The sequence below is a fragment of the Mucilaginibacter gynuensis genome, assembly GCF_039541195.1.
Lineage (GTDB): Bacteria > Bacteroidota > Bacteroidia > Sphingobacteriales > Sphingobacteriaceae > Mucilaginibacter > Mucilaginibacter gynuensis.
The window spans coordinates 20,688-35,252 of record NZ_BAABFT010000024.1 but is presented as its reverse complement, the minus strand read 5'-3'; the positions used below and the strand labels follow the sequence as shown (position 1 = coordinate 35,252).

14 protein-coding genes are annotated in these 14,565 nt (G+C 41.5%); 6 read left to right on the top strand and 8 right to left on the bottom strand.

Annotated features, from left to right (window positions below; translation table 11 throughout):
- Positions 1 to 60: 60 nt before the first annotated feature.
- From mreC to rodA, 4 genes are read left to right on the top strand one after another with little or no spacing between them, the layout of a single operon-like run.
- The gene (gene mreC / locus ABD894_RS26105) at positions 61 to 900 is read left to right on the top strand and encodes a rod shape-determining protein MreC (protein WP_345214045.1); all 840 of its coding nucleotides are present in this window, start codon (positions 61 to 63) and stop codon (positions 898 to 900) included.
- On the top strand, positions 893 to 1,408 hold the full coding sequence (locus ABD894_RS26100; protein ID WP_345214044.1) for a rod shape-determining protein MreD: 516 nt from the start codon (positions 893 to 895) through the stop codon (positions 1,406 to 1,408). The genes mreC and ABD894_RS26100 overlap by 8 nt, the downstream gene beginning before the upstream one ends.
- Entirely contained in the window at positions 1,409 to 3,406 is a 1,998-nt protein-coding gene (gene mrdA, locus ABD894_RS26095; RefSeq protein ID WP_345214043.1) for a penicillin-binding protein 2, read from the top strand.
- On the top strand, positions 3,399 to 4,664 hold the full coding sequence (gene rodA, locus ABD894_RS26090; RefSeq protein WP_345214042.1) for a rod shape-determining protein RodA: 1,266 nt from the start codon (positions 3,399 to 3,401) through the stop codon (positions 4,662 to 4,664). The genes mrdA and rodA overlap by 8 nt, the downstream gene beginning before the upstream one ends.
- A gap of 72 nt (positions 4,665 to 4,736) precedes the next feature.
- Here rodA and ABD894_RS26085 read toward each other — a convergent pair whose 3' ends face one another.
- Positions 4,737 to 5,822 carry a hypothetical protein gene (locus tag ABD894_RS26085; protein WP_345214041.1) on the bottom strand — a complete coding sequence of 362 codons (1,086 nt, stop codon included), beginning with the start codon at positions 5,820 to 5,822 and terminating at the stop codon, positions 4,737 to 4,739.
- Between the two features lie 70 nt (positions 5,823 to 5,892).
- Between ABD894_RS26085 and ABD894_RS26080 the strand changes: the two genes are divergently transcribed.
- Both ABD894_RS26080 and ABD894_RS26075 read left to right on the top strand, forming a co-directional pair.
- Positions 5,893 to 6,468 (top strand): thymidine kinase, encoded by a 576-nt coding sequence (locus ABD894_RS26080; RefSeq protein WP_345214040.1) that lies wholly within the window; start codon positions 5,893 to 5,895, stop codon positions 6,466 to 6,468.
- A gap of 168 nt (positions 6,469 to 6,636) precedes the next feature.
- Positions 6,637 to 7,005 carry a response regulator gene (locus tag ABD894_RS26075; protein WP_345214039.1) on the top strand — a complete coding sequence of 123 codons (369 nt, stop codon included), beginning with the start codon at positions 6,637 to 6,639 and terminating at the stop codon, positions 7,003 to 7,005.
- A 39-nt stretch (positions 7,006 to 7,044) separates the two neighbouring features.
- On the opposite strand, the gene ABD894_RS26070 is transcribed toward ABD894_RS26075, so the two are convergent.
- The 7 genes from ABD894_RS26070 to ABD894_RS26040 form a co-directional block, all read right to left on the bottom strand.
- A complete protein-coding gene (locus tag ABD894_RS26070; protein ID WP_345214038.1) occupies positions 7,045 to 9,606 on the bottom strand; it encodes an NACHT domain-containing protein in 2,562 nt (853 codons plus the stop codon).
- Positions 9,607 to 9,863: 257 nt separating this feature from the next.
- The gene (locus ABD894_RS26065) at positions 9,864 to 10,127 is read right to left on the bottom strand and encodes a hypothetical protein (RefSeq protein WP_345214037.1); all 264 of its coding nucleotides are present in this window, start codon (positions 10,125 to 10,127) and stop codon (positions 9,864 to 9,866) included.
- A 283-nt stretch (positions 10,128 to 10,410) separates the two neighbouring features.
- Positions 10,411 to 11,079, bottom strand: a complete 669-nt coding sequence (locus ABD894_RS26060) for a response regulator transcription factor (protein ID WP_345214036.1) — start codon at positions 11,077 to 11,079, stop codon at positions 10,411 to 10,413.
- Positions 11,080 to 11,091: 12 nt separating this feature from the next.
- Positions 11,092 to 11,886: a sensor histidine kinase gene (locus ABD894_RS26055; protein ID WP_345214035.1), complete on the bottom strand. Its 795-nt coding sequence runs from the start codon at positions 11,884 to 11,886 to the stop codon at positions 11,092 to 11,094.
- A 37-nt stretch (positions 11,887 to 11,923) separates the two neighbouring features.
- Complete coding sequence (locus ABD894_RS26050; protein ID WP_345214034.1) at positions 11,924 to 12,442, bottom strand: hypothetical protein; 519 nt, start codon at positions 12,440 to 12,442, stop codon at positions 11,924 to 11,926.
- A 215-nt stretch (positions 12,443 to 12,657) separates the two neighbouring features.
- A complete protein-coding gene (locus ABD894_RS26045) occupies positions 12,658 to 13,401 on the bottom strand; it encodes a hypothetical protein (protein WP_345214033.1) in 744 nt (247 codons plus the stop codon).
- 689 nt (positions 13,402 to 14,090) lie between these two features.
- Positions 14,091 to 14,465, bottom strand: coding sequence for a hypothetical protein (locus ABD894_RS26040; RefSeq protein WP_345214032.1), 375 nt, complete (start codon positions 14,463 to 14,465; stop codon positions 14,091 to 14,093).
- Between the last annotated feature and the right edge of the window lie 100 nt (positions 14,466 to 14,565).

The window sequence follows — 14,565 nt, the reverse complement described above, 5'->3', positions numbered from 1 at the left end:
CGGGTTGTGTGTATGATAACCTGCAACTCACAACCCGCAACTTACAACTCTTTTTAACAGATGCGTAACCTCCTGATATTTATCACTAAGTATAGCGCATTCTTCCTGTTCCTGATTTTTGAGGTTATTTCCCTTGTTATTTTCATTAATTACAACGGGTTTCAAAAGGCATCGTTCATCAATACCTCTAACGAGGTGGTGGGCAACCTGTATAACCGCGTAAATGATTTTTACGATTACCTTTCGCTCAAACAAATAAACGATAACCTTGCACAGGAGAACGCCAAGTTGCGCAGCCAGCTAAGGGCATCGTATTATATTGACAGCGTAAGCAAACACAGCGTTAACGATACCGTATACAAGCAGCAGTACAGCTACATTGATGCCCGGGTGATCAATAACTCCACCAACAAACGGCTTAACTACCTTACCCTTAACAAAGGCGCTAAAGAAGGTATTGCCAAGGGCATGGGTGTAATTTGCGCTACCGGCGTGGTGGGTGTAGTGGTAAAAACATCCGATCATTTTGCCACGGTGCGTTCGTTATTGCATAAAGATTCGCGCATTAGCGCCATGCTGGCCTCCTCACGGGAGGGCGGTACATTTACCTGGAACGACGACCTGAATCCTTTCATGGGGATCCTGTCGGAAGTATCCAACAACGCGCAGCCGCATTTGGGCGACTGGGTGGTTACCTCGCAATACTCGCTGTTCCCGATGGGGATCCACTTGGGCCGAGTAAGTAATTTGCATGCCAAAGCGGGTGGCTTTTTCCTGAATATGGAAGTGCGCATGGCTGTTGACTTTAGCAAGCTGGAATACGTATACGTGGTTGACAATAAATTAGCACAGGAACAAATAGGACTGGAGGCCCAGCAAAAGCAAGAGAAAGATGAATAGAATTATCATTGCCAATTTTGTACGTTTCGTGGTGCTGATATTCATACAGGTTTTCCTGTTGAAGAATGTTACAGTATACGGCCTATCAACGCCCTACCTGTACATTTTATTTGTAATGTTGCTGCCGTTTGAAACCCCTAACATCCTGCTGTTCCTGCTGTCATTTTTAATAGGTATAAGTGTTGATGCTTTTTACGATACGCCTGGCTTGCATGCCGCGGCCACAGTATTGCTGGCTTTTGTGAGGGTATTGTTTATTAGCGTTACCGTACAAAAAGAGAGTTTTGATACCGAGCCGCAGCCAACTATGGGCAGTATGGGTTTCAGGTGGTTTCTTACTTATGCAACGCTGTTAACCCTGTTTCATCATTTTCTGTTGTTCAATCTCGAAGTTTTCCGCTTTTCTGAAATACAATACACACTAAGCCGCTTTTTATTGAGTTCATTATTTACTATATTTTTGCTTTTGGTTTCGGGCTTACTATTTTTCAGAAAGAAGAGAATATAAATGAACAGTTTTTTTGAGCGCAGGTACATTATTGCAGGTATTTTCATCACCATTGTACTGGTGCTGCTCGCCCGTCTTTTTTATATCCAGATAGTTGACGACCGTTACCTGCTATACGCCGAAAAAAACGTTATCCGCAAAACCATCCTCTACCCTGCCCGCGGGCCAATTTTAGACAGGAACGGCAAAGTACTGGTTCAAAACGAACCGGTTTACGATATTATGGTAGTACCCAAACAAGTGCTGCCATTTGATACCGCCGAGTTTTGCTCATTGATAGGCATTGATAAAGAAGGCTTTGATAAACGCTTTACTAAAGCCAAAAAACATTCGCCTTACCTCGCTTCCATATTTGAGAAACAGCTATCGGTAGAGTTTTACCGTACCTTGCAGGAACGCCTGTCTGATTTCCCCGGCTTTTTCGGGCAATTGCGTTCGGTACGTACTTATCCGGATTCATCGGCGGCACAGTTCCTCGGGTTTATCGGCGAGGCTAACGATAAAGATATTAAACGCTCAAACGGCTATTATCGCCTGGGCGATTACGTGGGGATTTCCGGTGTAGAAAAAGCTTACGAAAGCACCCTGCGTGGTCAGCGCGGTGTGCAAAACCAAATGGTTGATTCGCGCAACGTGGCTAAAGGCCGTTATGCCAATGGTGCGTTTGATACCGTGGCCGTGGCTGGTGAGCGCCTTATCTCCTCTTTAGATTCGCGCATACAACGCCTCGGCGAAAAGCTGATGCAAAACAAAGTAGGCAGTATCGTAGCCATTGAACCATCAACCGGCGAAATACTCTGCTTTGTAAGCAGCCCTACTTATGATCCTAACTTATTGGTTGGCAGGCAGCGTGGTAACAATGTGGCCAAATTATATAAAGACCCTTACAAACCATCGTTCATTCGCCCTATAGGGGCTTATTACCCTCCGGGATCATCATTTAAGCCCCTAAGCGCGCTTATCGCCCTGGAGAAAGGAATTATTACGCCACAAACCACATTCTTCTGCAATGGCGGTTACCAGGCGGGCGGGCACTTTGTACGCTGTACCCACCACCATGGCAATACCAACTTAACGCTGGCTATTGCAGGTTCGTGCAATGCCTATTTTGATAATGTTTTCAATAAACTGATCAACAGCAACGGCGCCAAACAAACATCGGCCACATATACCGATTGGAAAGCAAGGGTGAACCAGTTCGGTTTTGGTGTAAAGCTGGATATTGATATGCCCAACGAAGGCCGTGGTTATGTACCACCTGCCCTGCGTTACGATAATACTTATGGTGTAAATCACTGGCGTGCCAATACCATTATTTCTTTGGCTATTGGTCAGGGTGAGTTGCTGGCCACTCCGCTGCAACTGGCCAATATTGAATGTACCATTGCCAATCACGGTTATTACTACAAGCCCCACCTGATAAAGGCTATTGGCGATAAAAACGTTATTAAAGACGAGTTTACCAAAAGGAACTATGTAGGTATCGACGCACAATATTTTGAACCCGTTATCGACGGGATGCAAAGTGTGGTGGAGTACGGTACCGGGCATGGCTCAAAAATACCAGGCATTGTAATGTGTGGTAAAACAGGTACGGCGCAAAATCCGCATGGTAAAAACCACTCGCTATTTGTGGCTTTCGCTCCGCGCGATAATCCTAAAATTGCCATAGCCGTAGTAGTTGAAAACTCGGGCGACGGCGGTACCTGGGCAGCACCAATCGCCAGTTTCATTGTAGAGAAATATTTGCGCGATACCATTACCCGCCGTTCATCGGGCATTTACCCCGAGTATTATATGAATGCCAACCTGCTGCCAAGTTTGGGCAACAAGCCGAAACCAAAACTCGCTAAGCCTGATAGTTTAAAGCAACAGCAAGGACAACCTGCTACCGATACTACTAAAAAGATAGAGCTGAAATCGGCAGGAAGAAAAAAGACGAAGAAAGCAAATAACCCATACATAGCCTACCAATCAAAAAGGAGGGAAAATGAGTAGTCAGCGCAGCCCGTTCTTTAATGTTGATTGGTTAACCATCCTCATTTATCTGGCACTTTGTACCATAGGCTGGTTCAACATACATGCCGCTGTGTACGATGAAGAGCACCGCAGCCTTGTTGATTTGAGTACGCAGTACGGCAAGCAGTTCATCTACATCCTGTCGTCGTTACTGATCGCTTTGATTATCCTGCTGCTTGATGCCCGCTTTTTCAGCGCGCTGGCACCTCCATTTTACGTGGTAACCATGCTGCTGCTGATACTGGTATTGGTGATAGGCCGAAACGTGGGCGGTAACCAGGCATGGATACCGCTTGGAGGCGGCTTCCGCTTGCAACCCTCGGAGTTCGCTAAGTTTACTACCTGTTTGTTATTGGCCCGTTATTTAAGCGGCACTAATATCAGCATATCCGATCCGCAATCGTTTTTTACGGCGGCAGGCATCATCCTGTTCCCCATGATATTGATCATTTTACAGCCCGATGCCGGTTCAACACTGGTGTTTTGCTCCTTGATATTTGTATTGTATAGAGAAGGCCTATCGCCCTACTTCCTCATATTTATAGCGCTATCCATTACGCTGTTCGTGCTGGCGTTGCTAATGAATCAATGGTATTTGGTAGGCGGCGTTACCTTGCTCACGGGCTTACTGGTGTTCTTCAACCTGCGCAACCGTAAGTTCGTTACCAATATGGTGGTAGGGCTGGTATTGTCGCTGGTATTTATATTTGCCATAAAACCCATTTATTACAACGTTTTAAAAACCCACCAAAGGGCACGTATCGATGAAATATTGGGAATCACTACCGACCTTAAAGGGATAGGCTATAACGTAAACCAATCAAAAATAGCCATTGGTTCGGGGCAGCTTTGGGGTAAAGGATACTTACAGGGTACACAAACCAAATACTCTTTCGTACCCGAGCAAAGCACCGACTTTATTTTCTGTACCATTGGCGAAGAATGGGGCTTTGCAGGCTCATTGGTGGTGCTTGGTCTGTACCTTTTTCTGCTGTTAAGGGTGATAAAGATCGCCGAGCGACAGCACATGCCTTTCTCGCGTATTTACGGCTACGGTGTGGCTTCTATCATCTTCTTCCACGTGGTGATCAATATTGCTATGACGATAGGTTTAATGCCGGTAATTGGTATCCCCTTACCCTTTATCAGTTACGGAGGGTCGTCGTTATGGAGTTTTACAATATTGGTATTCATCCTGCTCAAATTAGATTCAAACAGAACGGGATATTCGTATTAACGAATTACAAACTGCATATAACAGAACGGCCCTGATGATATTCATCAGGGCCGTTCTGTTATATACTTCCTATTAATTGGCGTAACGCCTTCTTAACAGGTTAAAGAACTTTTCGGATGTTTGCGGTTTAGCATCCCAGTTATTTTTGGCTACGTAGTTGGAGTTCAGGAAACGCTCGGCTTCCTCAAAATTATTGAAACGGTTAAGTATCTCAACAGCTTCGCTGTAGGCAAGGCTGTAACCGTTAAACAAATCTTTCACAAACAGCAATTTATCATTCAGCGTAATGGCCGATTTCAAATCACTGATCGGTTGCTGCACAGGCGCGCTCTTCTCTGCCATTTGCACCGAGATGCGCTGATTGATAGTAACCGGTTCGGCATCGCCCCTGCTATCAACAGAAGTAATTACCTGCTGTATCACTACCTCGGGTATTGCTACAGGTGCAAGCGGGGCCACATAAACAGGCTCTACCTTAACAACCGGTTCCGGCTCGGGTTCAGTTATCCTTGCTACTGGTGTAACTATAGGAGCTTCTTCTTCAATATCTTCTTCCTGTTCGTATACCTCATCATCCTCTTTTTCCCAAGCTTCCACTTCTGCATCATCTACAATAAGTTCGTGCCTTATCGGTTTTGGCGCTTCGGATTCAATAGCTGGTTCAGCCTCTTCGGGTTTATCTTCAATAACAGGTTTTACTTGCTGTACTACTGGTTCAAAAAAACGCTGCTCGTAAACGTGCTCTGCCTTTTCGGGTGCAGGTGGTGAAATGGGTGCAACCGGTTCCGGCTTAGGCTCTGCAATTGGTGGGGCTTGCTGTACAACTGGTGGAGGTGGCGGCAAAACCGGAGGCACAACTTCAACTGGCGGCGGTGGTGTAAGTATAACCTGTATTACTTTTGCCGGTTCTTCTGGCGCTTGCGCAACTGCAGGAGCTACCGGTTCAACGTGCGCGGGTAAAGCCTTTGCTTGCGCCGCCGACTGTACGGTTAACTTATACAGTATTTCCGAGTGGTCTTTCAGGAAGTTGGAGTTGGCAACAAAAAGTTCGAGTTCTAATTCGTTTAAATCGGTGGGATCGTCTTTTAAATAATCGTATTGTTCATTTAGTTCTTTTAAAATAACGCCTATCTTTTTAAATACGTCCTGTTGCTTCATGGCTTATATATGATAATATGCTACTCAAAAATAACATTAAATTCTGATATTAGTTTCTTTAAAAGTGCGAATGGTGTTTACTGAAGATATATTTAAGAGGAAGAACGAAACCGGTGGAAGTGTGGAAGTTATATGCGGATCAATGTTCTCGGGCAAAACCGAAGAACTGATACGCCGCCTTAACCGTGCCCGCATAGCACGCCTGAGCGTGCAGATATTTAAGCCCAAAACCGATACCCGGTACGATGAAAATGCCATTGTATCGCATAGCGCGCTGTCATTTCCATGCGTGGCTATCGATAATTCGGCATCGATATTATTGTTTTATAACGGCGAACACGTGGTGGCTATTGACGAAGCCCAGTTTTTTGATGCCGATCTGGTTGAAGTATGCAATACGCTTGCCGCTAAAGGCGTGCGTGTAATAGTTGCCGGCCTGGATATGGATTTCAAAGGTCGCCCGTTTGGCCCAATGCCCGCGGTAATGGCCATAGCCGAATCGGTTACCAAACTGCATGCCGTATGTGTGAGGTGCGGTAATCCGGCCTTGTACTCCTACCGTATTGTACCCGGCGAAGACAAGATATTGCTGGGTGAAACCGAAAGTTATGAGCCGCGCTGCCGTAATTGCTATAATATCGTTTAGTTTTCTATCATAAATAGATACAAAAATAGCGCCTGGCTAAAACAAAAGGGGCACCTTTAATTGTTAATAGGTATAAGTAATTTATAAACTAAAATTATAAACCAACGCGCAAGTGGGTTTATAATGGGTAATCCCGCCCATGTTTATCAATTGTAAACGCTCAGCAAAATGGCTAAAAAGGTATTTGTAATTGAAGATGATAAAGACATACGCGAAACTATTGTGTATGTACTGGAAGAAGAGAACTACGAGGTTTTTTCTTCAGAAGACTCTAAACTTCTTAAGCATATTGATACCCATAAGCCCGATATTATTTTGCTGGATAACTGGCTAACCGACTGGAAGAGTGACGCCAACGGCCAGCAGATCAGCAAAGAGCTGAAAAACAACCCGGCTACAAAGCATATACCTGTAATTATTATTTCGGCAGTTAGTAATGTAAAGGAAATTGCCGAGGCGGGGGAAGCCGACGGTTACCTCATGAAACCTTTCGACGTAAAAGAGCTTGTAAACATTGTAAAAAAGTTTGCTTTGTAAGCGCTACACGCACTTACAAAGCAAACTACATAAACCACCCTATCTGTTAACAGTAACGTAGCTTGACGTTTCTACGTTCTGATTAAGAAATATCTCGGCCCTTAAGCCACTTTCCCTCACTGCTTTAGTAAAATCGTAATTTACCTTTTTGTGCACTTGCGGCGATAATAGCTGCTCATGTTTAATGAGGTAGGCCAGTATATAAACTCGTGTTGTTTTATAGTTCAATTGCTCGGCTACCTGCTGTATGTATTTCAGCTCATCAACCGTGGTTTGAATGCGGTTGGTAAATATGGCCGCCTTTATTTTAAGGGTATGGTACATTACCTTCATAAACGGCGTAAAAGCATGTTCGTTTTTGGCATGTACCTGCACCATGGTATTATAGATCTTCAGGCCTTCATCAATTTTACCGGCCAGGAAACACCTATCGGCCGTCATGGCGCTTAATATAAAGCCATAGCCCGAGGTAGAATCGCCTTCATCTTTGTAGCATTTTTTAATGGCATTGATAAAGCGTAAGCCTTTTTGCGCGTTGTTGCAGATAGAAGTACTGAACACCGCCATCAGCAATACCAAATCGTTACCGCTCTTGTGCTCCAGGCTCTCCTCCGCAGGCGGATTGAAGTAGAAAGCGGTAACATCAGAGAAGTATTCTTTTTTAAATATGCCGTATTTTAAGTAGTAGTAAATAGCATCAAGGCAATTCAGCGGGTTAATAACAAACTTGGCTAAATCTTCATTGGCATAATCTTTCAGTTTGGTGAGGCACCAGTCCAGCTTGTTTACATCCAGCTTAACCACCGCGTTAATGGCTATTGCAGTGTAGGCTGTAATTTGCTGCACACGGGTAAGATCAAACTTGAGCAATATGGCCAGTGTTTTTTCATATTCGGGGTGGATAAACTCAAACCCTATAAAATAATCGAAGATGTCTTTTATGCAGTTGTGCTTACCATACGATTTAGCCGATTCGGCATGTACCGACAAACATTCCTTTTCAAACAATTCGGCCAAAAAGATGAGCAGATCAGCTTTTTGATTGGCTGTTAAATTGGTTTCGGTAAGTGCCTTAAAACTCTTTTGCTGATCGCTCTTAACGGCGTAAATAATACACCATTTTAATACCGGCAGCTTAATGGCATCTTTATCAAACAGATCATTTATAGTACGGATCAGCTTGCTGTTAAACACATAATCGTTAGCAAGCAACAGTTTTTTAGCTATGGTATACTCCAGAAAGTCTTTATTGGCAAACTGAATAAGTGTATTGTACTGTATACCCGAACTGGCATTTAATTCGCGCAGGAAGCCTACGCTTAGTAGTTCCTGATAAGCATGGCTGTACTGCTTTAAAACAGCGTTCACCTTCAGCTTATCAATGGCGTAAGTTCTGTTCTTAAAATCAATCTCGTTTATCAGTTCGTTAAGCAGCAATATTTTTTCGGCCGAGTAATGGCCGAGGTATACTTTATTGAGGATGAACGTTGATATGAGGTCATATATACACACATGATCAATATTGTTCAGCGAAAAATTGTCTTTATTGTTTTTATAGTAGAACTGAAAATAAAGCGGGTGATTAAACTTTTCGGCTACTTCAAGGCTAACGTTGCTATCAACCGCCGGGTTTATCTTTTTGCTCAACTCCCCTATTTCCTGTATACTGAACAGAGGCACATTAATGCTGTCGTTGTCATTTTCGGCAAAGCCGGTGAACCAGGCCATACTACTGTTCAATTCGTGGCGGTAATTGATCCACGAGGCCGAGCGCATGGTAAGCACCATTTTAAACCACTTGTGCGATTGGTAAAGCGCGAACACATCCAGCACCTGGTTCAGCAATAGCTGAAACTGGTCTGTTTTGAACATGTGCTCATCAAACCCGTCTATTATAAGGTAAAAGTTGCCGCCCTGTTTTTGCTTTTCGTTCAGCAGCAAAGCCACATTGTCTTCATGCGAAAAACCGAGTAAGGATAGCAGCCAGTCGTTGATATCGCGCCCGCTTAAAAACACGTTCATTAAAGCACTGCTGCTAAAAAACAATATGATATCGTTATTATTGGTTTTGGCATTCAACTCAAAACGTTCCTCAATCCAGTGGCAAAGGGCGATGGTTTTACCATAACCTGCCGGGGCAGATAAAATAGTGGCTGTGTAGTTCTCCTCCAAAAATATCTCAAAGTGCTGGTTCAGGAACCGCCTTTTAATGGTTTGGCTATAGGGTATGCCCGATTTATTTTTTAATGCCTGCAGCGTAAAGCTGGTTATTTTATCGGCATTATGTTTAAGGGTATCCCAGGTGAGGTTACGTGATGATTTGGTAGCCTGTTTGTTTTCTTGTTTGGCGCAAAAATCATCCCATCCTTTATACCCGCAATATTGCGCTAAAACATCAATAGTAAATAAAGATGGCTTAAATTTACAATAAGCAAATCCATACACACGTTTTAAGGTTGTTTCGCTGATCCTTTGTTTGGTTTTATTCAGAATAAGCAACGATATCACCTTGCAATCGCAGGGGGCGATATTTTCATAACCGGAAGTCTCTAAAACACATGTTTTAAGGGCTTCAAAATAATGGGGCAAAAACATACTCATAACAAGATCGGTTTATATGATTATTTGAGCAACGGCTAAAATATGTATTTTCTCTTTAATTAAGTTTTAACTCTAAATATATTACGTTACGAACAAAAGAATTGTATTAGGTTATCAAAATTGCCGTTATGAACAAAATGAATAAGGTTCTGTTCAGTGGCTATTCTGCTGTTCGACTTAAAGTGTGGTTAACATTACTACGAGAGATATCATCAATTGGTTTGTGAATACATACCAATGAACAAAATGAACAAATTTTACTCAGCAATGACCAACCTGATACATTCGCTTACTGTGAGGTCTTCAAAAACAATACCCGGTGTTATAATTCGGCCTGTGTTGTACGTAGCGGCAATATTTTGCAAACTCAGCTCCAACCTGCGGCAAAGTTCCCTGTCTTTTTCATAACCTATAGCACTTAGGGTTAGCTGCCCTCTTAAGTTATACGGTTTACTAATTGGTAAACCACAAACATAAAGTATCTCGGCCTTAATATGGTTGCTAATAAATATTTTATTCATTTTGGGGGGGTCAGCTTTTGCCACAGTTTAATAAATTAAGTTAAGAATTAACCGGGCATTATCCAAAATGTAAATAGCTGTTTTAAAGCACCTAATGTATGGATGATCGCACACTCCCGTAACCCGGACGCGCTACCCGAAAAGATCTAAAAATGTATACTAAAGGGAATTGTTAGTATTCTGAAATACAGAATACCCTTTACCGTTAAAAATACCTTTTACAAGCCACAGAGTGTGCAGGTATTAATACGTGTTTTTTTAATCAGGTAGTAATACCTGCCTGCTAAAACGGGAGTTTGAACAGGTTATGTTTTATAGCGAAAAGTACCAGGCCCGCAGTGTTACGACAGCCCGTTTTTAAGATAAGATTGTTGCGATGCCCCTCTACCGTGCGCACACTCAAATATAGTGCCGTAGCAATTTCGGCATTACTGTATTCTTTGCATATCAGCTCCAGTAATTGCTTTTCCCGCTCGGTTAGTTTGATGGGGATGGTATTGAAATTCTTTTGTATTTGAAACTTGTGGTTCTCGCTGTTTTTGATGGCCTTCAGCACATTTGCGTTAAAGTAAAATCCTGCCGTATGTACTGTATTTATGGCCAGTATCAATTCGTCCTTATTACAGTTTTTGGCCAGGTAGGCTGCCGCCCCCGCCGCCACCATCTGGGTGATGAGCCGCTCGTGCACATGTACTGATAGTATCACCACTTTTAAACCCGGGTATTGTTCGTGCAGGATCCTGTTCAGTTCAATACCGTTCATATCCGGCATATCCATATCTATAATGGCTACATCCACCTGTTCATCAAGCGCGGCAAGCTTATCTAAAAAATCCTGCCCGTGTTCGGCTTCGGCCACCAGCTTAAAATCGGCAACGGTGTTAACCAACAATGCCAGGCTTTGCCTGAAAAGGTTTTGATCATCAACTATTGCAACATTTATCGTAGCCATCTCTCGTACGCCTTAAGCCTTTACTGTATATTTTATTTGTATAGCGAAACCTTTGCCGGCGGCAGTATCAATTGTATATACCGCCCCGATGTTTGATAACCGGCTTTCTATGTTTTGCAAACCCATACCCGGGCTGGTTAAAACCGAACTATCTATACCCTTACCGTTATCTTTGTAAGTAATCAGCAAAATATCATTTTCCTGCGAGAATATCACCGAGGTTTCGGTAGCGCCGGCATGCTTTATGGTATTATTGAGCAACTCCTCTAAAACCCGGTACAGCGCGGTGGCCGCTGGCAGTGCCACTTGTTCTACCAGTTGAGCCGCGTCGTTCACCAGGGTAACGCATAACTTCCCCGACTGGTTAATGTAGTTACAATGTTCTTCCACAGCCGAAACAAGGCCGTAATAGCTGAGCGTGGTTGGCGAAAGATTATGCGAAATATTGCGCACGTCCTTAATTACTTTATCTATGATGTTTTTGGTAGATGAAATAAAATCTTTATGCCCGGTAGCCGTGTCTTCCGGATTGAACATATCGATGATCAGCCGCAGACTTGATAGCGCCGTACCTACATCGTCGTGCAGATCGCGCCCCACACGTTTACGCTCAATCTCCTGCGATTCTATCACCGCGTTAAGCAATTCCTTCTGGTGCTCCAGCTCGGCCTTTTGAAGGCGCTGGCGCTGCTTTAACAGCCGGTTTTGGTTACGGATATTGATTAGGATAAATGATACCACCAAAAGCAGGGTTCCGGCTATGGCAATGATCACTAAAATAAATATACTGTCGTTAGTGCTTTGCATTAATATAATATTACCGCAAAATAAAACATATTATGCACTATGCATGCATTAAATGGCCTAATTTATCTGTAAGGATAGTTTTGCATTTACTAAAACCTATTGCAAATAAAACATATTCGGTAATGAGCAAAGTATCATGAACCACTAAAACAATATCGAACAAATGCCTTTTACCTGTAACCAGGTAGTTAAAAAAGATGAACATAAACAGGTTTGAAGCATAGTAAACAAGTATTCCTGTATTGATCCAGTTAAGGCCATTGCTACTCCATGATATATTTTCATCAACAATATTTTGCCGGTTTATAAAATATGTACCGTACACCATTGTTATTATTACTTCAATCGGCCTGGTGTAAGTATTGAATTCTATTTTATTCTGCACAAACAAAAAGTTACCAATACACAACAGTGCAAAAACAACAATGAGCGGGATGATTATCTTTTCCCATTTTTTACCAAAAACCTGTAAATAAAAAAGCGACAAAAAGAAAAACTCGAAGATGGTATAAATATGAAAGATAAACGTGGTGTAAAACCCCTGTCCGATTAACACCCAATGGATTGTGTTAACCACCCCGGAAAACAATACAAACCAAAGGATTACCTTATACGCCCGTGAAAGCCATTTATAATTAACAAAGGCAATAAATAAAGGAATTAGAACCGAGGACGGAACAATGTATTTAATATAGAAAAGCACCATCTCAATTTACAAAATCACAATATACTTCATTAACTCAGTACAGGTAGATGTGATTATTTAAATTTTCATTCTGATGGCAAAGATACAGCTTTTTCCGATTTGCATTTGTAAAAGCCAATTGCAAACAATACATATTCTGCAATCATAAGTGTATCGTGTAAAGACATAGCTATTTCGAACATATATCTTTCACTATTAACCAAAAAATTAAAAAAGACAAATACGAACAAGTTCGATGCATAATAAATTAGAATTCCGGTATTTATCCAATTAAGGCCATCGCTTCCCCAGGATGCATCCCGCTCAACATTGTTTTGCCTATTAATAAATAACATGCCGTAGAGCATAACTATTATAGCTTCTATAGGCCTGGTATAGGTATTAACCTTATCCCCATTTTGCAAAAACAAATAATTGTAGATACACCATAATGAAAACAAAGCAATAAGCGGAATAATTATTTTACGTGTGTCCTTTCCAAATACCTGCAAATAAAAAAGCGACAAAAATAAAAATTCGAAAACGGTATAAATGTGAAAAATGAATGATGTATGAACTCCCTGATGAGACAATGCTATTACTATGCCATTAACGATAGCTGAAAATAAAACAAACCAAAAAATAATTCTAAAAGCGGGAACAGGAATTCGGTAGTTCCGAAAGCCAATGAATAAGGGAATAAGAACAAAAAAAGGTACAATATATTGAATGTAGAAGCTTAGCATTTTATTGATTATAAGAGCATCGCAAGCATAGCCTTGTGTAATTTCTAAGCTACTGGTAAAGAGCTTTTTGTCTTTACCCTGCATTTACTAAACCCTATTGCAAATAGTACATATTCTGTAATCAGGAGGGTATCGTGAACTGTCCAAACCACATTAAACATATATCGTTCAGTTGTCAGTAAGTAATTATTAAAAATAAACACAAAGAGACAAGAAACGTAATATATCAAAATGCCTGCATTTATCCAGTTAAGGCCATCAGTACTCCAAGAAACAATTTCATCCATGTCATTTTGCCTGTTAATAAACAGCATGCCATAAATCATTACTATTATTACTTCTATTGGTCTTGTATAAGTATTAAATTCTATTTTATTCTGTACAAATAAAAAATTGCAAACACACAGTAATGAGAAAATAACAATTAACGGAATTATTATTTTTCGCCAACTTTTTCCGAATAGTTGCAGGTAAAAAAGTGACAAAAATAAAAATTCGAAAATGGTATAAATATGAAAGATGAAGGTCGTATATACACCCCGCTCAATTAATACCCAATTAATCGCGTTAACCACACTCGAAAACAACACAAACCAAAGAATTATTTTAAAAGACGTGGTGAGTAATCTATAATTGCGGAAACCTATAAATAAGGGAAAAAGAGCAAATGAAGGCACAACATATTCAAAATAAAATTTTAACATTTTAACTTTATGTTTATTTGCCCTAAAGATTGTCAATAAAGCCAAATAAACATAAAGTTAATCGTAAAATTAATCTCCTAATGATGGCCCCGGACCACAATTTGGCGGACAAGCTCCAGAAAGATCATACACATTGCTTTGCCCACCTTCGGCAACATCCTTACCATTACCCTCTATAAAAGGCACATCTTTACCATCTACTGTTGGCACCAACATCAATTTTGCCGACGTTGGATCGGCAGGATCTTCAAGGCCAATATAAGCCCGAACCCCATCCGCTGTAGGGTTGAATTTGATAATGTTCTGAAAATCATAAATAGGCAACAAAAACGACCTCGTTTGAAAAGGTTGTTTTGAAGTCTCCAGAAAAGTACGCCAGTTTTTTGCCCATTGTTCCGCGTCTGGTACGGGGATTGTGCCCTCAGGGCCTGTTAAATTACTCATGATTAATTTTTAGTTTAAGTTAAATAAGTCTGTTAATTATCTCCACAAAAATATATTCAAAAACCTTGTTTACGTGCTTTAAACAAAGCTTTTTGTTGAT